Origin of the sequence: Kosakonia radicincitans DSM 16656 (assembly GCF_000280495.2) — a bacterium.
GTDB classification, from domain to species: Bacteria; Pseudomonadota; Gammaproteobacteria; order Enterobacterales; family Enterobacteriaceae; genus Kosakonia; species Kosakonia radicincitans.
Map to the genome: position 1 here is coordinate 2,932,985 of NZ_CP018016.1, position 18,901 is coordinate 2,951,885.

Annotated in this window: 16 protein-coding genes and 1 pseudogene; 1 reads left to right on the forward strand and 16 read right to left on the reverse strand. The window is 54.6% G+C overall.

Annotation, left to right across the window (positions count from 1 at the left end):
- Positions 1 to 90 precede the first annotated feature (90 nt).
- From Y71_RS14045 to sad, 10 genes and pseudogenes are all read right to left on the reverse strand, one after another.
- Complete coding sequence (locus Y71_RS14045; protein ID WP_007374949.1) at positions 91 to 1,005, reverse strand: bestrophin family protein; 915 nt, start codon at positions 1,003 to 1,005, stop codon at positions 91 to 93.
- Positions 1,006 to 1,238: 233 nt separating this feature from the next.
- Positions 1,239 to 2,690, reverse strand: coding sequence for a tagaturonate reductase (locus Y71_RS14050; RefSeq protein ID WP_007374948.1), 1,452 nt, complete (start codon positions 2,688 to 2,690; stop codon positions 1,239 to 1,241).
- A gap of 115 nt (positions 2,691 to 2,805) precedes the next feature.
- A pseudogene (locus tag Y71_RS30730) lies at positions 2,806 to 2,946 on the reverse strand (GNAT family N-acetyltransferase); the annotation flags it as partial.
- Between the two features lie 144 nt (positions 2,947 to 3,090).
- Positions 3,091 to 4,062 carry a GGDEF domain-containing protein gene (locus Y71_RS14060; RefSeq protein ID WP_035885766.1) on the reverse strand — a complete coding sequence of 324 codons (972 nt, stop codon included), beginning with the start codon at positions 4,060 to 4,062 and terminating at the stop codon, positions 3,091 to 3,093.
- 103 nt (positions 4,063 to 4,165) lie between these two features.
- The gene (locus tag Y71_RS14065) at positions 4,166 to 5,158 is read right to left on the reverse strand and encodes a sensor domain-containing diguanylate cyclase (protein WP_035885767.1); all 993 of its coding nucleotides are present in this window, start codon (positions 5,156 to 5,158) and stop codon (positions 4,166 to 4,168) included.
- A gap of 189 nt (positions 5,159 to 5,347) precedes the next feature.
- On the reverse strand, positions 5,348 to 6,796 hold the full coding sequence (locus tag Y71_RS14070) for a GGDEF domain-containing protein (RefSeq protein ID WP_081120774.1): 1,449 nt from the start codon (positions 6,794 to 6,796) through the stop codon (positions 5,348 to 5,350).
- 83 nt (positions 6,797 to 6,879) lie between these two features.
- A complete protein-coding gene (locus Y71_RS14075) occupies positions 6,880 to 7,242 on the reverse strand; it encodes a DUF4186 domain-containing protein (RefSeq protein ID WP_007374943.1) in 363 nt (120 codons plus the stop codon).
- On the reverse strand, positions 7,242 to 8,156 hold the full coding sequence (glsB, locus tag Y71_RS14080) for a glutaminase B (protein ID WP_202626117.1): 915 nt from the start codon (positions 8,154 to 8,156) through the stop codon (positions 7,242 to 7,244). Before glsB ends, Y71_RS14075 begins: the two co-directional genes overlap by 1 nt.
- A gap of 73 nt (positions 8,157 to 8,229) precedes the next feature.
- Complete coding sequence (locus Y71_RS14085) at positions 8,230 to 9,819, reverse strand: methyl-accepting chemotaxis protein (protein WP_035943431.1); 1,590 nt, start codon at positions 9,817 to 9,819, stop codon at positions 8,230 to 8,232.
- A gap of 100 nt (positions 9,820 to 9,919) precedes the next feature.
- Positions 9,920 to 11,308 (reverse strand): succinate-semialdehyde dehydrogenase, encoded by a 1,389-nt coding sequence (gene sad / locus Y71_RS14090; protein WP_007374940.1) that lies wholly within the window; start codon positions 11,306 to 11,308, stop codon positions 9,920 to 9,922.
- A gap of 104 nt (positions 11,309 to 11,412) precedes the next feature.
- On the opposite strand from sad, the gene ptrR reads away from it, so the two are divergent.
- Positions 11,413 to 12,282 (forward strand): putrescine utilization regulator PtrR, encoded by an 870-nt coding sequence (gene ptrR, locus Y71_RS14095; RefSeq protein ID WP_007374939.1) that lies wholly within the window; start codon positions 11,413 to 11,415, stop codon positions 12,280 to 12,282.
- 263 nt (positions 12,283 to 12,545) lie between these two features.
- Here ptrR and hemB read toward each other — a convergent pair whose 3' ends face one another.
- The 6 genes from hemB to cfa all read right to left on the reverse strand — a co-directional run bounded on the left by hemB (position 12,546) and on the right by cfa (position 18,686).
- A complete protein-coding gene (gene hemB, locus Y71_RS14100) occupies positions 12,546 to 13,568 on the reverse strand; it encodes a porphobilinogen synthase (protein ID WP_007374938.1) in 1,023 nt (340 codons plus the stop codon).
- A gap of 549 nt (positions 13,569 to 14,117) precedes the next feature.
- Positions 14,118 to 14,489, reverse strand: a complete 372-nt coding sequence (locus tag Y71_RS14105) for a helix-turn-helix transcriptional regulator (protein ID WP_007374937.1) — start codon at positions 14,487 to 14,489, stop codon at positions 14,118 to 14,120.
- A 108-nt stretch (positions 14,490 to 14,597) separates the two neighbouring features.
- Positions 14,598 to 15,293: a LutC/YkgG family protein gene (locus Y71_RS14110; RefSeq protein ID WP_007374936.1), complete on the reverse strand. Its 696-nt coding sequence runs from the start codon at positions 15,291 to 15,293 to the stop codon at positions 14,598 to 14,600.
- Positions 15,293 to 16,726, reverse strand: coding sequence for a LutB/LldF family L-lactate oxidation iron-sulfur protein (locus tag Y71_RS14115; RefSeq protein WP_007374935.1), 1,434 nt, complete (start codon positions 16,724 to 16,726; stop codon positions 15,293 to 15,295). The genes Y71_RS14110 and Y71_RS14115 overlap by 1 nt, the downstream gene beginning before the upstream one ends.
- A gap of 9 nt (positions 16,727 to 16,735) precedes the next feature.
- A complete protein-coding gene (locus tag Y71_RS14120; protein WP_007374934.1) occupies positions 16,736 to 17,455 on the reverse strand; it encodes a (Fe-S)-binding protein in 720 nt (239 codons plus the stop codon).
- Between the two features lie 82 nt (positions 17,456 to 17,537).
- Positions 17,538 to 18,686, reverse strand: a complete 1,149-nt coding sequence (gene cfa, locus Y71_RS14125; protein WP_007374933.1) for a cyclopropane fatty acyl phospholipid synthase — start codon at positions 18,684 to 18,686, stop codon at positions 17,538 to 17,540.
- Positions 18,687 to 18,901 lie beyond the last annotated feature (215 nt).

The window sequence follows — 18,901 nt, forward strand, 5'->3', positions numbered from 1 at the left end:
CTGAGTTTTCCATCGCGCGTCCCTCTTTATGCTGAGTAATGTCATTAAAGCGAAAAATGCGTAATGTGTCTTACTCTCACGTCCTAAAGTTTAGGTTAGCTGATAGTTTTTGTCTGCGGTCATTTTGTGCGGTAACGTTTTTTCGCCCTGCATCTGCAGCAGATCGATCTCGATAGCATTGCAAATCGCATCCAGCGGCAGATCGTTATCCTCGACGCCAAACGGCTCTTCCAGCTCTTCCGCCAGCGTATCCAGCGAGATAAACGTGTAAGAGATCAGCACGGAAACAAACGGCGTCATGTAGTGCAAATCCACCACCAGCGCAAACGGCAACATAATGCAGAACAGATAGACCGTGCGATGCAGAATCAGTGAATAAGCAAAAGGCAGCGGCGTGGTAAAAATGCGCTCGCAGCCGGAAAGCACCACGGACATATCATGCAGCCGCTGTGTAATGCTCTGGAATAAGATGTCGGAAAGCGCCCCCTGCGCACGACGCTCACCCAGCCACTCCGCCATGATCAGCAGGATGCGGTTCGCGGGCGAATGCGTCTCCAGCACCATTTGCAACTCTTGAGCCGTTAAATATTTCGCCAGCGTTTCCGCCTGCGGTTTACGCCGAAGCGTCATGCGCAGGCTGTGGGCAAAGGCCACCTGGAGACGAATAAAGTGCGTGATATCGGCTTCATTCGGTAGCGTGGTTTTCACTTCCCGCAGCAATGATCGCGAGGCAATCATCAATTGTCCCCACAGTAAACGCGCTTCGCTGTAACGCGCATAACAGGCGTTATTACGAAAGCCGAGGAAGATGGCGATAGCCACGCCGAGAATGCTGAATGGCGCAACGGTCAGTTTGATGCCCAGCGAGGTATACCAGGGAAGCATCAACACCACGACGATGGAGAGCAGGAAGTTCATGAACAGGCGTGAACTGATTTTCGGCAGAACCGAACCGTGCCAGACGAAAAGACGGGGAAGCCAGTGTTGTTGTGGGCGAACGATCATTGTTTAGTTGCAGGCAAAAGGGATAGCCTTGCTATTAAACGTGATCGCAATCACAGTTGCAAGTTTGCTAAGAAATTGTGACGAAAAATCAATCTGGTCGACGATAACCGGCACAGAAGTTACTGAAACCTGTTATACAACTCTCAATAAGTATGTTGTAACTAAAATGAACACAAAATATTCGCCATAAAAAACCCGGCCGCAGCCGGGTTTTCCTGTTCATCATTTGCCGCTTAGCACAGCGGTTTTACCGCTTCACGCATGCCACGCAGCAGTATCGCATCCAGATCTAACGACACCTGTTCCACCAGACCAGTGATTTTGCTCAGATCCTGTTCCCAGTGTTCGCTGACGGACAATACGGCTTTCACCAGTTCGCTGGTGCTGATCTGGCGATCGCCGTGCTGGCTCCACAACTGCTGGTAGCGTTCGATCCAGTGCGCATCATCCTGAACCGGATACGGCTGGCCGTTACGCTCACCGCGGTAGAAGGCAATCAGCGCGGCAAGGGCAAAAGTCAGACGCGCAGGCAGTTTGCCGGTCGCTTTCTGCCCTGCCAGCAACTGCGGCAGAATACGGGTACGGAATTTGGTCATACCGTTCAGCGCGATCGACAGCAACTGATGCTTGATGTACGGGTTGCGGAAACGCCCGGTCACGGCGCTGGCGAATGATTCCAGCTCATCACGCGGCAGATCAAGCACCGGAATGATCTCTTCATAAATCGCTTTTTCAACAAACGCGCAGATTTCGCTGTCGTTCATCGCTTCGCCAACGGTATCCAGACCAGCCTGGAATGCCACCGGTACCAGCGCGGTATGCGCGCCGTTGAGGATCGCCACTTTACGCTCTTTGTACGGCTTAATGTCGTCAACAATCAGGACGTTAAGCGGCAGTTTGTCGAGACGCAGTTCGGAGGCCAGTGATTTAGGCCCCTGGATCACGAACAGATAGAAGTGCTCTGCGGTGTCGAGGAAGCTGTCGCGGTAGCCCAGTTCAGCTTCCAGTTTCGCCACTTCGTCACGCGGATAACCGGTTACGATGCGGTCAACCAGCGTGGAGCAGAAATCGTTCGCCGCATCCAGCCACTGGATAAACTCTGCGCCCAGCGCCCACTCCTGCGCATAACGCAGCACCAGTTCACGCAGCGCATCACCGTTGTAATCAATCAGTTCACACGGAATGATCACCCAGCCTTTATCGGCCGCGCCAGAGAAATGACTGAAACGTTCGAACAGCAGACGGGTCAGTTTTGCCGGATAGCTGACGGCTGGCGCATCATCGAATTTATCGCCCGCGTGGTAGCTGATACCGGCTTCCGTGGTGTTGGAAAACACAAAACGGATATTCGGGTTGTGTGCCAGTTTCAGGAACTCATCGTACTGACCATAGACACTGATTTCGCGGTTAACAGAGCGGATAAGACGCGCATCGCTCACCGCTTCGCCCTGCTCGTTCAGGCCGCGAATAATCGTGGTATAGAGGCCATCCTGCGTACTCAGAGACGGCGGGAAATCACTCTGGATCGGGCGGACGACCACCACACCGGCGTCAAGGTCGGTGTGCTCGTTCAGCAGATCGATTTGCCAGTCAACAAAAGCGCGCAAGAAATTCCCTTCGCCGAACTGAATAATGCGTTCAGGGTATTCAGCGCCGGGAAAGTTGCGACGGTTTAACGTGTTCACAGTGGGTTCCTTTTTGATTAGTCATACAACCTTGGGAGATTGGTGTAATAACTTACCAGACTTTTAGACCATGAAACCCTGTTTTGATCAAAATGGGCCGTCTTATTAGACCAAATTAGATAAGCTTGTAAAAAATTGTCGTACCCGTCACATTTCCGTCCGGCATCAGCGCATAGCGCAGGATTTCGCCGGCGCGTTGCCAGTCAGATTGTTGATAAAAATGTTCCACGCCGCTGCCGGTGGCGGTGTCCGGCACTTCACAGAGGGAATAAATACGGGAAGTGAGCGTCTCGCTCGTGATGGCGTGAATAAGTGGTCATTTTACTTCCTTATAAAACAACCACTTTCTTGTTTACCTGTCTGCAACACACATGCCGCAGCACCAGGTGTTTATGATGGCTTAACGGGTGCGGTTGTTACGTGTTTTCATAGCGTACATTTTTTGATCCGCGTCTTTAATCCACGGGTGCAGCCCGCCATTACCGTTGTGATCAAACTCGCTCACGCCCCAGGAAAAGAGCAGCTTCCACGCTTTTCCGGAAGTCTGATTCCACGCCTCAACCTGTTCGACCAGATGCTGCATAGCGATCCACGCCCCCTGCTCGTCGGTATCGGAAAAGACAATGGCGAATTCGTCACCGCCATAACGTACCCGCAGATCGGCTTCACGCAGGCTGGCAGTCATCACCGAAGACATCGCTTTCAGCGCTTCATCGCCTTCGGCATGTCCCCAGGTATCATTAATCTCTTTGAAGTTATCCAGATCGATCCACGCCAGCGTTAACGGCTCCGCCCGGCGGCGAGCGCCGTAAATGGCAAACTTCGCCAGGCTGTCGAAACCGCGGCGGTTAAACAACCCGGTGAGCTCATCGGTGGTAGCCGCGCTCATCACCGCGAACTCATCCTCGACGATGGTGGCGAAATCTTTCAGGCTATCCAGATCAGCAGTGCTTAATTCGCGCGGTTCATTGTCGATCAGACAAAACGCTCCCACGACCGCACCATCCGGCAGACGCAGCGGATGCCCGGCATAAAAACGGATCGGTTTGTCACTGGTAACCAGCGGATTATCGGCAAAGCGTTCATCACGAGCACTATCCGGGATGATCAACGGTTCCGGGTGCAAAATGGCGTGCCCGCAAAAGGAGATTTTCCGGGGTACTGTTTCTGCACGGGTGTAACCATCACAGGATTTAAAATACAGGGTATCTTCGTCCAACAGCGTAATCAGCGCTGCCTGCACGTTAAACATGCGTTTAGCCAGCCGGGTCAGGCGATCAAGCCGCTCAGTGACGCCGCCTTCAAGCAGTCCGGAATCGTGTAGTGAAGCAAGACGTTGCTCTTCATCCACGGGAGTAGCAGGTATTTGCATAGGATGCCGATCTCTTCATTTTTTCGGGCCGTTTCCGCAAACAGAAAAACTGTCGATCAATTCGCGGTATACAGCGTAAAGCTTAGCCTATTCAGCACGTTTGTCAGTGGGAGTAGATCTGGTTTTTACCCAGTCTTTTTGCCTGGTACAGCGCGTCATCCGCCGCTTTTAACCAGTCAGTTACGTCATTCATGCCCGGAAGCGCGCTGGCAATGCCGATGCTTAAGGTGCATTTAAAGGCATATTCCTGCACGACTGTCATCACGGCCGCCGCATCCATAATGCGCGTTGCGACGGCATGAGCCTCCTCCTGCGGCGTGTCCGGCAAGAGGATCACAAACTCATCGCCGCCCAGGCGCGCGGGCGTATCTGTTTTGCGGGTGGCGATATGCAAAATCTTCGACACCGCCACCAGCAGGGCATCGCCGACCTTGTGACCAAACCGGTCATTCACCTCTTTGAAATTATCAATATCGATAAACATCAGCGATGAGTGGCCCGGCGTGGTGCGCAATTTGTCCAGCTCATACTGGATACGCTTTTCCAGCAGGCGGCGATTAGCGATATCGAGTAGCGGATCCATCATCGCGATGCGCTCCAGTTCGCGGCTTTTCATCCGCAATTTCACCGCCATGCTGTCGGTCAGTACGCTGAGCGCCAGCATATAAATGCCAATCAGCGGCAGTGTGGCGAACATCGTACGCTGGGTGACGATCACATCGAACGGTGTACCAAGTGCAATCCAGGCCAGCATAAATACCGCCAGCAACGCCAGCGCTGCTTTGCGCATCAGAACAAAACCGCCCGCGGATAAACGATCGGTAAGCAGAATGGTGGCAATCACCACTGACGGCAGTGGATTCACCGCCATAAGCGCGATCCACAACCCGCCCGCACCCGCATCGATCACCAGGTTCTGGTGCTCAATTTGCAGCGGCAGCTGCGCTTTGCGCGCGCGCAGGAAAGCAAGAGTCGGCCAGAGAAAGGCATTTGCAGCGAGGAGGAGAATACACCACAGCGGACGCTGTAATTCGAGCAGAACGGAAAGAATAGGGAAAAAGCACAACAGCGTTCCCAGAATACGCATCAGATACATTCGCCTGACAAAACGTCTGCCAGCAACACGCTCATTTTTATTCAAATTGTCAGACCCGATCATGTCGCGTTACATTCCGCTACGCACAGGAGTCAATAGTATTAACCTTAAAAATGAGTAGCAAGCAATTTAATAAGTTAAGGATATTAATTGCTTCTGGCATCAATCGTCCGGACTCAGCACGCGGAGTTAATTATCAAGCAACACCGGCGCGGTCGCGGAAGGTTTCGACGCAACATCGTTCTGGGTGGTGCGATTTCTTCCCTGTTTTTTTGACCGGTAGAGATTTTCATCAGCGGCCGCCAGCAGCACATTAAACATCTCCGTTAACTGCCAGGCATCGGTTTTGCCGCTGCTGATACCGATACTGACCGTTAAATGCAGTGTCTGCTGCCGCCACTGGAAGGGATGGTTCGCCACCGAAAGACGCAGGGTTTCAGCCAGTTGCACACCTTCCTGCGGATCAAGGGTGGTCGCCACCACCACAAACTCTTCACCGCCCATGCGCGCCACCACCCCGCGATCGCCCAGCACCCGCTGGATCTGCTGCGCAAACGAGGCCAGTACCTGGTCTCCGCACTCATGGCCGTAGCTGTCATTCACGCTTTTAAAATAGTCGATATCCAGCAGCATCACCGACAAATGTTTATCGGCAAAACGTTTGTCATCGTGGTTCAGCGCTTCATACAGCCCCGAACGTGAATAAACGCGGGTGAGAAAATCGAAATCCGCGCGCAGAGAGACCTGGCGCATCAGGCGATTAATCGCCTCGACGCTGACGGAGACAATCACCGGGCAGATCGCCATAGTGGCAATCCCCAGGCGTGCAGAGAGCATATGCGGGATCTCCATCGGCGAACCGATCGAGATATCAATCACGCTGCTGGAGACGAGGATAATCTCCACGCCGCCGGTCAACAGCGTAATCAGCGAGGTAAACGGCAGGGAAAAGCGTACCGCGCACCAGATCAGCGCCGGTAATGGAAACGCCAGGCTGCCTGCCCCGCCGATCGCCACTGACGCAATCACCGAGACGACAACGGCGACAACCGGCATGCACCGTTGCAGGGAGAATTGCAGCGGCTTGCGCGGCCAGCTCATGGTCAGCACCCCCGGCAGGATCAGCACACCCGTGGAAAACTGTTCGCCAAACCAGTCGGCCAGCAACGACCAGAACCCATGACCGTTAATGCCAACCGATCCTATCGCGCCGACGAAACCGCACAGCAGCGCGGCCAGCAGGCAATAACCAAACAACTTCAGGGCACTGGCCGGTTCCGGCGTCTTCAGCATCTGGCGTCGTTTTGCGCCAATAAGCTGCGCCATGGTGATAATAAACACCATGTTTGAGAAGTTGATGATCAGCGACGCCATGCCCCAGTTGGTGGTGAACGCATCGTAAACCAGCATCGCGGCGTAGCTAATAAGATAATAGTGCCAGCGGTGGAGAAAGGCGTAGCGGGCAAACACCCCGGCCATTACGGCATTGAGCGGCCAGAACAGTGACAGTTCTTCGACAAGGCGCATCATTGCACCAAGAAAATAGAACAGTGTGGTCAGGATAAAAATAACCACCGCATTAGTGAGCGGAGCCTCCTCCCGCAACGGGCGGAAAGGGGTTGAAAAAAATGCACGCATCAAATCTCAATCCATATCACTGGCAGGAGCCACGTTCGGTAAATCATTTACCACCTGCGGGAGGCGCTCTGGCGCGATCGCACTTAGCGCGGCGAATTCATCTGGATTACCAGCCACTGGTAAATGACATCAACAATATACTGTTGTTGTGCTTCTGTTAATGGGTAACCGCGCGCGATATGGTGCCACTTCTCCAGACAGCCGCGACAGCAGGTGGCCGTTGCGTGCTGGGCAATAAACACCGGATGGCCGCGCATGGGGGTCTGCTTGCCATCATTTTGCGGCTCGGCAGGTGACAGCCGCTGCGCGACGAAATCTGCCGCGTGGCGGACAATCACCTCTGCACCTTTATCCACACAATATTGTCGCTCTTTCACACCAAGGCGGAACCGGGAGCGAAAAGTGGAACGCCCCAGACGCGCAAACAGCGGTGTTAAGTCAGCCATCAGTACACGGATCTCCCCAGTTGTTGCGTTAACGCCTCCAGCACCGCGACGCCAGCCAGCGAGTTTCCCGCTGCGTCCAGCTCCGGGCTCCAGACGGCAATCACCATCTCTTGTGGTACAACCGCCACAATCCCGCCGCCCACGCCTGACTTTGCCGGTAAACCGACGCGCCAGGCGAATTCCCCGGCATTCTGATACATGCCGCTGGTCGCCATCAGCGCGTTCACCTGACGCGCCTGCCGCGCGGAAACCACCGGGGACTCAATATGCGCGGCATGGCCGCCGTTGGCGAGAAACAGGAAGGTTTGTGCCAGTTCCGCACAGCTCATTTTGAGTGCGCAGTAGTGAAAATAGTTTTGTAAAACTGTCGGGACATCGTTGTGGAAATTGCCGAAGGATTTCATCAGCCAGGCGATGGCGTTATTGCGCGCCGAGTGTTCCAGTTCGGAGCGGGCCACCGCGCTGTCGTAGGCGATATCCGGCACGCCGGAGAGCTTACGCACCACTTCCAGCATCCGCTGGCGCGGCGCGCTGAGACGGCTTTGCAGCATGTCACAAACCACCAGCGCCCCGGCATTGATAAACGGGTTGCGCGGTTTGCCCTGCTCCATCTCCAGTTGTACCAGCGAATTAAACGGCTGGCCGGAGGGATCTTTACCCACCCGCTGCCAGATCTCCTCTTCCGCGTAGTGGTTCATCGCCACCACCAGACTCAGCACTTTAGAGATCGACTGAATGGAGAAACGCTCGTCGGCGTCTCCCGCGCGGAAATGTTCGCCATTAACGGTGCTGACCGCCACGCCCAGCTTGTTGCCGCTGATCGAGGCCAGCGCCGGAATATAATCGGCGACCTTGCCTTGTCCCAGCAGCGGACGAACCTGCGCAAGCACCGCTTCCAGAACCTCATTTCCCATCACCGTTGCCACGTTAACCCCTTGCCCACAGGCCAAAAACGGCCTGCGAGTATAGCAGAGCTACCCGGCGGCGTCAGGCCGGAAGACGAAAACGCGCAACCGCTTGCAGTAGCTGGTGAGAATCATGATGCAACTGCTCAGACGCCTGGGTGGCGGTCGAAACCAGTTCATCGGTGCGGCGGGAGACGCTGTTCAGTGAGTGCAGGCGGCGCGTCATCTTGTGAATACTTTCCCCCTGGCTCAGCGTGGCGGCCGAGATTTCGCTCAGCACCGCGCTTAAATGCGCCACCAGCCCGGTCACCTTTTGCAGGTTATCTTCCAGACGGCTGACGGCAGCGGTGCCGTCGTGAATGCCCTGCAATGAGTGGTTGATCAGTTGCTGAATGGTTTGTGTGGAGTGGCTGCTTTTGCGCGCCAGCAGCCCGACTTCTTTCGCCACCACGGCAAAACCGCGGCCGTGATTACCGGCATGTGCCGCTTCGATCGCGGCATTCAGCGCCAGAATATTGGTCTGGAAAGCGACGCCATCGATCATCGACACAATATTGCGCATCTCTGCCGAGCGTTCGACGATTTCGCGCATCGACTGCGTCACCGTATCCATCATCCGGTCGCCGCCCTCCGCCACTTTGCGCGCTTCATCCGCCTGTTGACGGGCCTGCTCGGCGAACCCGCTGTTGCCCTCGACATGCGACTCCAGCGTGGCGATATGTTCCGTCACATCGATCAGCTCCTGCGCCTGTTTCGCCGACTGTTGATACAGCGACTGGTTGCCCTCCGCCAGGCTGCCAATGGTTTCAACCATTGAAGAGGTGGCATCACTGACCTGCATCACCAGTTGTTGCAGCCCCTGCTGCATTGTGCCGATGCTCATGCCCAGTTGATCGATTTCGCGGTTAAACCGCTGTACCGATGGCAACGACGTCCCCAAGTCTCCGGCGGCAAGCACATTGATATGTGCAATCAGTCTGCGCAGCGGCGTAATGACCCAGCGCGACATGGCAAACCACACCAGCACGGCAATCACCAACAGCAATGCCGGAACCAGCATGAAGACATGCTGCAACTGCGCAAGCGTCGACATCAGCGCCTGTCTTCCCTGCTCCGCGCGCGTTTCGCTGGCCTGCTGGAAGCGGGCGTAATTGTCGTTAAAATCGGCCTGAAACGCCTGCGCCGGTACGGCGAAAAACGCGTCGATCGACTGGGTTTTTACCAGCCCGTCCGCCTGCTCTTTCAGCGCGCCATAAAACATCTGGTAGCTGTTAATCAGCCCCTCGTCTTTCGGCGGATTGAGCGCCAACCAGGCCTGCCAGGCTTTTTGTGAATCTTCGAGTGCTTTTTTGGTTTCATCCATCAGGCTGTGCCAGCTGCCATCCGAGCCGGTCTCTTTATCCTGCATAAAATAGACGCCCGCACGGTTCAGCAGATCGCTGGCGGTCAGCAACGCAATGCGGGCTTCATCGACCCGTACCTGTTGCCGATGCGCCTGCTGGTTTCGTTGTTCGCTGGTTTGTGCGTCGCGTAACGACGCGGAAAGGACGATAGATGACGTGATTTGTAGCGCGGAAAAGAGACCGATAACGCAAAAAATCCCGGCCAACAAACCAAACTGTCGTGGAGCAATACGCCGAAAAATACGGCGAAAAATTTGCATTAAGTTCATGATATTCTTCTATAACCACAAAGTTGCTGTGAGTCTACAAAAGGATCATGACACTCCCATGACAGCCAGAGGTGACGCGCCCCGCCGGGGCGCGTTTAGCTTACAGCCGGTCTTTCCACACGGTCTGGATGTTGCAAAATTCATGCAGACCGAAGTGCGACAGTTCACGGCCAAAACCGCTCTTCTTCACCCCGCCAAAGGCGACGCGGGCATCGCTGGCGCTGAAGCCATTGATAAACACGCCGCCGCACTCCAGACGTTCAGCAAACTGCTGCGCCCGTGCAGAATCGGCGGTAAATACCGTGGCCGACAAACCGAAATCACTGTCATTCGCCAGTTGCAGCGCGTGCTCCGCATCGCGGGCGATACTGATGGCGGCGACCGGGCCAAACATCTCCTGGCGGAAGGCCGTCATCGCTGGCGTGACCTGCGTCAGTACCGTGGCCGGGTAGTAGTTGCCGCTGCCCGGCACTTTTTCCCCACCGAGCACCAGCTTCGCGCCCTCTTTTATACTGGCCTGTACCTGCGCATGCAGCTCATCGCGCAGATCAAAACGCGCCATCGGGCCAAGGTAGTTCTCTTCGACATCCGGCGCGCCCTGTTTCAGCGCCGCAGCCGCGGCAACGAATTTGTCGGTGAACGCCTGCGCAATGCCCTCTTCAATGATAAAGCGTTTCGCCGCCGCACAAACCTGCCCCGTATTCTGATAACGCCCGGCTACCGCCGCTTTCACCGCCAGTTCCACATCGGCATCGTTAAGCACAATAAAGGGATCGGAGCCGCCGAGTTCCAGCACGCATTTTTTCAGCGCCGCACCGGCCTGGGCACCAATTGCCGCTCCGGCGCGAACGCTGCCGGTCACGGTGACGGCGGCGATGCGCGGATCGTTAATCGCCTGGCTGACGCCCTCATTGGTGGCATTCACCCAGCCGAACACCCCTTGCGGGATCCCGGCCTGCACGAAAATCTCCGCCATCAATTGCGCGCATCCCAGCACGTTCGGCGCATGCTTCAGCAGGTAGCTGTTGCCTGCCAGCAAAATCGGCACCGCACCGCGCAACACCTGCCACAGCGGGAAGTTCCACGGCATTACCGCCAGAATCGGCCCCAGCGGGCGATACTCAATCGTGGCGCGATGCTCTTCCACCAGCGTCGCTTCGCTGCCGAGCATCGCCGGGCCATGATCGGCATACCAGTCGCACAGCGCGGCGGATTTATTTACTTCGCCGCGTGCCTGCAAAATGGGTTTGCCCATCTCCTGGCTAATCATCTGCGCCATCTCTTCACCACGCGCTCTGAGCGCCGCGCCGAGATCGCGCAGTTTTTGCGCACGCTCAGCAATGGCGACCTGCCGCCACTGGCGATAACCGCTGGCGGCCAGTTCAAGCGCGGCATCCACCGCTTCGCGGCTCGCCCACGGCGTCGCGCGCAGGGTTTCCCCGGTGGCCGGATTGACTGAAATCGCATGTGTTGTCGCGGTAATTGACATAACGTCTCCCATAAATGTGTTCAGGACTTGCGCAATAGTGGCCGAGTTTGTTATTTCTGAAAATTGAATAATATTAACTCCAGTATTCACAATGAGAGAATGGCATGGACTTAACACAGCTTGAGATGTTTAACGCGGTGGCGCAGACCGGCAGCATTACCCAGGCGGCGCAAAAGGTGCATCGCGTGCCGTCCAACCTCACCACACGCATTCGCCAGCTGGAGTCCGACCTGGGCGTCGATCTGTTCATCCGCGAGAACCAGCGCCTGCGGCTTTCGCCCGCCGGACACAGCTTTTTGCGTTACAGCCAGCAAATTCTGGCGCTGGTCGATGAAGCGCGCATGGTGGTGGCAGGCGACGAACCGCAAGGGCTGTTCTCACTCGGCGCGCTGGAAAGCACCGCCGCCGTGCGGATCCCGGCGACGCTGGCGAAGTATAATCAGCGCTACCCGCGCATTCAGTTTGATCTTGCCACTGGCCCTTCCGGAACGATGATCGACGGCGTGCTGGAGGGGCAACTCAGCGCCGCGTTTGTTGACGGGCCGATTATGCATCCGGGGCTGGAAGGTATTCCGGTCTATCGGGAAGAGATGATGATCGTCGCCCCGGTCGGCCATGAAACGATTACCCGCGCCTCGCAGGTTAACGGCGCCAGCATTTACGCCTTTCGCGCCAACTGCTCCTATCGCCGCCATTTTGAGAGCTGGTTCCAGGCCGATCGCGCAACACCCGGCAAAATCCATGAGATGGAGTCTTACCACGGCATGCTGGCCTGCGTGATTGCCGGCGCCGGGCTGGCGTTGATCCCGCGTAGCATGCTGGAAAGCATGCCCGGCCATCACCAGGTGGAAGCCTGGCCGCTGTCAGAAAACTGGCGCTGGCTCACCACCTGGCTGGTGTGGCGGCGCGGTGCGAAAACCCGCCATCTCGACGCGTTTATTGAATTGCTTAATACCGATTCACAGGATCGATAAGGCTCGCGCCACAACAGATTTATCCTGAGCCATCAGGGGAGCGCTGTGTCAGGCGGATGTTGGCTATCGCAACATCATTCAACCTGCCCCAAACGAAGCTCCCCCCTTCTCACTGCGGCTTCGGTCAGTTGCGCCGATACTCCGAACAGGGCCGCACATTGAAACGTGAGGTGAAGCCGGGATTGCTCCGGCTGCGCCCTGCCGATCGATGGCAATGCCCTGAGCAGATCAGCGTGATATCACTTTACCGGAAGCAGGCCAGGTCAGTACTCCCCCCGCCCCCGATTAAGCAACGCGGCTGCTCGCGTGGCAAAATACGTGAGAATGCCATCGGCACCGGCGCGTTTGAAACACACCAGAGATTCTATAATCGTTTTCTCTTCTTCGAGCCAGCCGTTCTGAAACGCGGCCATATGCATGGCATACTCTCCGGAGACCTGATAGGCAAATACCGGCACCCCAAAATTACGTTTGGCCTCCCTGATGATATCCAGATAAGGTAATCCGGGCTTCACCATCACCATATCTGCTCCTTCCTGTAAATCCTGAGCAATTTCATGCAGTGCTTCCATCGCATTCGCCGGATCCATCTGGTAGTTTTTCTTGTTCGCTTTACCCAGTGCAGTTGCAGATCTTGTGGCTTCACGGAAAGGTCCGTAATAATTTGAAGCATACTTTGCCGAATACGCCATTATCTGGACGTTATGTAACGCCTGAGATTCTAACTCACGTCTGATTTGACCAATACGCCCGTCCATCATGTCACTCGGCGCAACAATATCCGCTCCCGCTAAGGCGTGAGTCATTGCCTGTTTCACCAGAATTTCATTCGTCTTATCATTCAGGACATAACCGTTTTCATCAATAATGCCGTCCTGACCATGTAAGGTGTAGGCATCAAGAGCAACATCAGTGATCACGCCCAGATCGGGAAAAGCGCCTTTAAGTGCACGAACTGCACGTGGCACCAGACCTGTCGGGTCCCATGAAGCTTCTGCGAACAGAGATTTGTCTGACGGTTCAAGGGAGGGGAACAACGCAACCGCCGGAATGCCTGACTGAACAAGCTTCTCAGCGTCCAGAAGCAGGTTATCCAGGGATAAGCGGAACACACCCGGCATGGAAGCGATTTCCTGTCGTTGATTTTTCCCCTCAATAATGAAAACAGGCAGGATCAGGTCATCCACGGTCAGGTGGTTTTCGGCAACCAGGCGGCGACTGAAAGCATGCGTACGGGAACGGCGTAAACGTCGGGCAGGAAATGAATCCGGGATAATTATCGTCACTGAATGTACCTTATCTTCATCGGTTACCGAATTACACGGCAGTTAAAAGGTCTGCACAAAAGTTCTTCATTCTATGCTTTAAAATCCCTCGAAATAAAGACTGATGTAGATTTGGCTCCCGACAATAAATTTTCAGGCTTATCATATGGGTATGCGTGGTCAGAACAACGGCGACGGCGTGGATTTTTATCCTGTCACTCCAGACAAACATGATTTATCCCTCTGCCCGGAAAGACTGGGGTAACGATCATTCACCCTCAGGCTGTATACACAGAGAATGGCCTGCGCCCCGTGAATTAATACATCCCGGTGTTTGTTAAAGTTTTAAAGTGATAAGAATAAATATGAACTTCCGCTTCTCGCACATAGCGCGAACATTACCAACACCGTGGGGCCAGGATAAGCGGGTCAATACCTTATTTGTGCCCCACTTCAGACTCTCCTTATTCTGTGGTTGTCGCCCCCAAAACCCGCATGTTTCGCGCATCACTATAAAAAATAATACTTGATGCTGTGATAAATTATTAAAACCCACTGCACGTTATATTCTCAGTTATTACCCTTGACGATCCCGGTCTGAACCTGAAGGCGATACTGTCTTGGCGTTCGCTGATAATGTTCCCGGAACGCCCGGCAGAATGTCGACTGCTGCTGGTACCCGAGATGCAGGGCAATTTCAGTAATTGAGCGATTGGTTTCGGTAAGTAACTCGCGGGCGATAACCATTTTTCGATACCGTATATACATTCCTGGCGACATACCGGCTATTTTTTTAAAACCTCGCTGAAAATGCCACGCAGAATATCCTGATTTTTGCGCTAACACGCCCAGCGGTAACGGCTCTGCAATATTGCACTCAATCCACTGGAGAATATCCTGGATGGTTAAACTCATCAGGTATAATGAGCTCTCTTTTCCCATTTCCACACCTTTTTTATTGGCAGAGTCAGGGATATCACTGTTACATAATAGATATCCCTGACTAAAAATGATTGTGATGGTAAATCTCAGCCTGTCCTGTTAATTGCCTTAACAATCCTCAACTAGCAAATAGACCGCATTCAATGGCCCATGAACGCCCACCACTTTAATAAGCTCAATATCCGCCGTTGAACTTGGCCCGGCGATAAGATTAATACAGGAAGGGAGAGCTTCACCTGACTGCACCCGCTGATGCAGAACCTCAGCCAGCTGTGTGACGCCAGGCAGTAAGCGGCTCTTATAGAGAATAAATAACGTGGTTGGCGGAAGCAGACTGATGGCGCGTCCTTGCAAAGGAGAAGAAAACAGGACTACGCCGCCGGTTTCACAAAGGCCGTATTCGGCAAAGACCACGCCGATATTGGCGGCGGCGGCGTTGCGCAGGTTTTCTTCACTCTCTGGCGAGGCCCAGCACGTTGTCGGGAAAGCATTCTGCAAATGCGCCGTAATGCCCGCGTTTGCCAACCTGGCATCGCCGCTCATCAGTATCGGGCCACCACCGTAATGTTTACAGAGCCGTTCGGCAACCAGAGGAAGAGTGGCCAGCGGAGCCAGTTCACAGTGAGCCTGCATCACCTGCGTCGCATATTCCATGAAACTGTCGCAAGGCTGCTGCTGAATCTGCCCGGCATAGCGGCTTTTTAGCGGCGCAGAGTGCGTCACAGGCAGAGGTTGCGGGATTTGACGCGGCTCGCGACCGAGACGTTGGGCAAGCTTTTGCATGAAGGCATCGCGGTTTTCCATTATGCTTCCTCCCCGTTTTTACGCTGCTTTTGATGCGTTTTAAACCAGCTGCGGAAACTTTCGCCATCCGCTTCAGGCAGATCGCGGGCTTCCGTCCATTTGCGGATAGCCGCGATGCTAAAAGGCATCTTCCCATTGTGAATCATCAGTTGTGCCGCGCGTGCGCCCGCGACCATACCGACCTTCCACAGCGAGTGATGGCGGTTAGCGTAATTGAACAGATGTACGGTATGTCTCTCCATCGCGGGCGTCATTCCGCTTTCAGCCAGCGTGCGGCGGTGCTGAAGGATCAGTGAGGACAAGGGAATACGCACCGGGCAGACGTCATCGCAGGCAGTGCATAACGAACAGGCGTAAGGCAGGTTTTTGAAATCGTCATAACCGCCGAGCAACGGCGAAAGCACCGCGCCAACAGGGCCAGGATAAATCGAACCGTAGCCGTGCCCGCCGATATGACGATAGGCCGGGCAGGTATTCATGCAGGCACCGCAGCGTATACAGCGCAGGATATCCTGAAAAGGAGAACCCAGCACCTGCGAGCGTCCATTGTCGACAATCACCAGATGGAACTCTTCAGGCCCGTCGCTTTCCGCGCTTTTTTTCGGCCCGGTAAGCCAGGTGTTGTAACCCGTCAGCCGGGCGCCCACCGCGCTGCGGGCCAGCATGGTCAGGATGATGTCCAGTTCAGCGAAAGTGGGAACCACGCGCTCCATACCCATCACGGCAATATGCGTCCGTGGCACGGTGGTACAAAGCCGGGCATTGCCCTCGTTGCTCACCAGGCTGAGCGTCCCGGTTTCCGCTACCGCAAAGTTGCATCCGGTGATGCCGATATCGGCGTTGAGGAAATCAGCGCGGATCTTCTGGCGAATAAAGCGCGTCATCGCTTCCGGGGTTTCGGGGCCCTCGTAGCCCAGTTTCTCTCGCAAAATGCGCTGAATTTGCTGGCGGTCTTTATGGATGGCAGGAACAACGACATGCGAAGGTGCATCTTTGGCCAGTTGCAGAATATACTCGCCCAGATCGGTTTCCACGACCTCCATACCTGCCCCTTCCAGCGCGGCATTCATCCCGATCTCTTCGGTCACCATCGACTTTGATTTGACGATTTTGCGGGCCTGCTTCTGCTGCGCAATCTGCAAAATATAACGGGTGGCATCTTCACGGGTGTCGGCAAAAAAGACGTGACCGCCATTCGCGCTGACCTTTTCACTCAATTGATAGAGATAAGCATCCAGATTCTCGAGAACATGGGCGCGAATATCTGCGGCGCGTGAACGCCAGTCAGGCCAGTTTTCAAGTTCATCGATCATTTTCTGGCGATTGGTGCCAATGCGATCCTGCGCGTTGGCAACGGCATGGCGCATCACCGGATCGTCAATTTGCTGCTGAACCCGATCATAAAAAGGGAGGTTACTGGTTTTGAGAAACATGTTGCTTCCTTAACGGCTCATCAGCACGTCAGCAATGTGGAGCACACGAACGTTGTGGCCTTCGCGCTGCAAGCGTCCGCCAATATTGATAAGGCAACTGGCATCCGCGCCGATCACATAATCCGGTTTCGCCTCCATAAGATGCGCAACCTTTTCTTTCACCATCTCACCGGAGATCTCGGCCATTTTGACCGAAAAAGTGCCGCCAAAACCGCAACAGGTTTCCTGGGCGCCAAAGGGGATGATTTCCAGCTCACGCACTTCACGTAACAGCGCCAGCGGTTCATCGTGTACACCCAGCTTGCGAAACAGACTGCATGAAGGATGGTAAACAGCGCGTCCCGGCAGGCGCGCGCCGACATCCGTCACACCAAGCTGGTTAACGATAAAGGAGGTCAGATCGACCATCCGGCTGGCAATCTTCGCCGCGCGCGCTGCCCATTCAGGTTCATCGCTCAGCCAGTCCTGATAGTGGCGAATCGCGTTCATACAGGATCCGGCGGGAGAAATAATGGGATCGTCGTTGATTTCAAGCGCAGCAATCTGCGCTTTCATCCCCGGCAACGCATCGGTAATGTAGCCGCTATTAATGGCCGGTTGACCACAACACCCCTGCTTTTCCGGAAACTGGACATGACAACCCAACTGTTCGAGCAGTAATACACTGTTGCGGGCCATGCGCGATTTAAGCGCATCGCCAATGCAGGTAACAAAGAAATTAACGTTCATATTATTTAGCTTCCAGTGAATATAACGGCAGAGCCTCTTTTTTACGGTGATAGCGTTTTGTCTCGCCTTATAAATATTGTATTTAGCGCGCCACGCGCAGCCCACCGGTGACGCCACGGCTTAATACCAGTTGCCAAAGCTGAATATTTCTGGCGCGGAATGCTCCCGCACAGGCAGTGAGATAGTAGTTGAACATCCGGTGAAATTTCGTTGAGTAATTGCCTGATAATTCCGGCCAGGCCTGATTAAAGCGGCGATGCCATGCCATCAGGGTTTTATCGTAATCAGCGCCAAAATTATGTAAATCCTCAATGACAAAATAAGGCTCGCTGGCCTCAGCGATTTGTTTTACCGAGGGCAGACAACCGTTAGGAAATATATATTTGTTAATCCAGGCATCAACGTTATGTTGCGTTTTATTTGATCCAATGGAGTGCAGCAAAAAAAGGCCTTCCGGTTTCAGGCAGCGATCCGCAACCTTAAAATAGGTGGCGTAGTTTTTCGGGCCGACATGCTCAAACATGCCGACCGAGACAATACGATCATATTGTTTGTCCAGATCGCGGTAATCCTGCAGCAGGATACGAATATCCAGCCCGGCGCTGCGGTTTTCGACATAGGCTTTTTGTTCTGCCGAAATCGTAATACCTTCAACGCGCACACCATAATGACGTGCCGCATATTCAGCCAGACCGCCCCAGCCGCAGCCAATATCCAGCAGCGTCATGCCTGGCTTTAGCTGCAGTTTTTCACAGATCAGCGCCAGTTTATTCTCCTGTGCCGTATACAGCTCATCGGCATCTTTCCAGTAGCCGCAGGAATATTGCATATGGGGATCGAGCATGCGGCTAAACAGATCATTGCCCAGATCGTAGTGTGCTTCGCCAACTTGCCAGGCGCGTCTGCGCGACTGCGGATTCGTGAGCCGCGCGTACGCGATTCGAAGAAGATCGGCAAAACTGGCGGGGCGCTGTTCGTCCAGCCGGGCGCGGAGCAGCTTGTCAAAAAAAGCGTCGAGCTGTTTGCAATCCCACCAGCCCTCCATGTAACTTTCGCCCAGGCCGAGAGACCCCTGCTGTAACACGCGTTTGAAAAAGCGCGTGTCATGCACCCGGATATCCCAGGGTTCAGGTCCATTAATCACAATGCCTGCCTGCGATAGCAGTTCCTGCACGATCCGCTGCCAGTGGTCTGGTTTGTCGATAGCATCGACGGTACATTCGTTAGCCATCATCTTTCCTTCAACGTAGCTTGCTGCCAGTCGCAAATATCCCCGTCACTCCAGTCATTATGTGCGAAAAGGCTTATCGCTCAGGCAGATGGCTGGTAAATTATTCATGACGGGCGAAACAGTTTTATGACCCCGTCATTATTCAGTAAACCCGCCCTGCCTGCGCTGTGCTATCAAGACAAACTTCATCGAATAGAGGTCAGGTTGTTATGTGC

Coding starts and splice junctions, on each gene's coding strand:
- Y71_RS14115 (WP_007374935.1), bottom strand. CDS start 16,726: ATGTTTCTCAAAACCAGTAACCTCCCTTTTTATGATCGGGTTCAGCAG.
- Y71_RS14060 (WP_035885766.1), bottom strand. CDS start 4,062: ATGCAAATACCTGCTACTCCCGTGGATGAAGAGCAACGTCTTGCTTCA.
- Y71_RS14085 (WP_035943431.1), bottom strand. CDS start 9,819: ATGAACTTAATGCAAATTTTTCGCCGTATTTTTCGGCGTATTGCTCCA.
- Y71_RS14065 (WP_035885767.1), bottom strand. CDS start 5,158: ATGTATCTGATGCGTATTCTGGGAACGCTGTTGTGCTTTTTCCCTATT.
- Y71_RS14105 (WP_007374937.1), bottom strand. CDS start 14,489: ATGGGAAAAGAGAGCTCATTATACCTGATGAGTTTAACCATCCAGGAT.
- Y71_RS14045 (WP_007374949.1), bottom strand. CDS start 1,005: ATGATCGTTCGCCCACAACAACACTGGCTTCCCCGTCTTTTCGTCTGG.
- Y71_RS14110 (WP_007374936.1), bottom strand. CDS start 15,293: ATGGAAAACCGCGATGCCTTCATGCAAAAGCTTGCCCAACGTCTCGGT.
- Y71_RS14120 (WP_007374934.1), bottom strand. CDS start 17,455: ATGAACGTTAATTTCTTTGTTACCTGCATTGGCGATGCGCTTAAATCG.
- Y71_RS14070 (WP_081120774.1), bottom strand. CDS start 6,796: ATGCGTGCATTTTTTTCAACCCCTTTCCGCCCGTTGCGGGAGGAGGCT.
- Y71_RS14075 (WP_007374943.1), bottom strand. CDS start 7,242: ATGGCTGACTTAACACCGCTGTTTGCGCGTCTGGGGCGTTCCACTTTT.
- ptrR (WP_007374939.1), top strand. CDS start 11,413: ATGGACTTAACACAGCTTGAGATGTTTAACGCGGTGGCGCAGACCGGC.
- cfa (WP_007374933.1), bottom strand. CDS start 18,686: ATGGCTAACGAATGTACCGTCGATGCTATCGACAAACCAGACCACTGG.
- glsB (WP_202626117.1), bottom strand. CDS start 8,156: ATGGGAAATGAGGTTCTGGAAGCGGTGCTTGCGCAGGTTCGTCCGCTG.
- sad (WP_007374940.1), bottom strand. CDS start 11,308: ATGTCAATTACCGCGACAACACATGCGATTTCAGTCAATCCGGCCACC.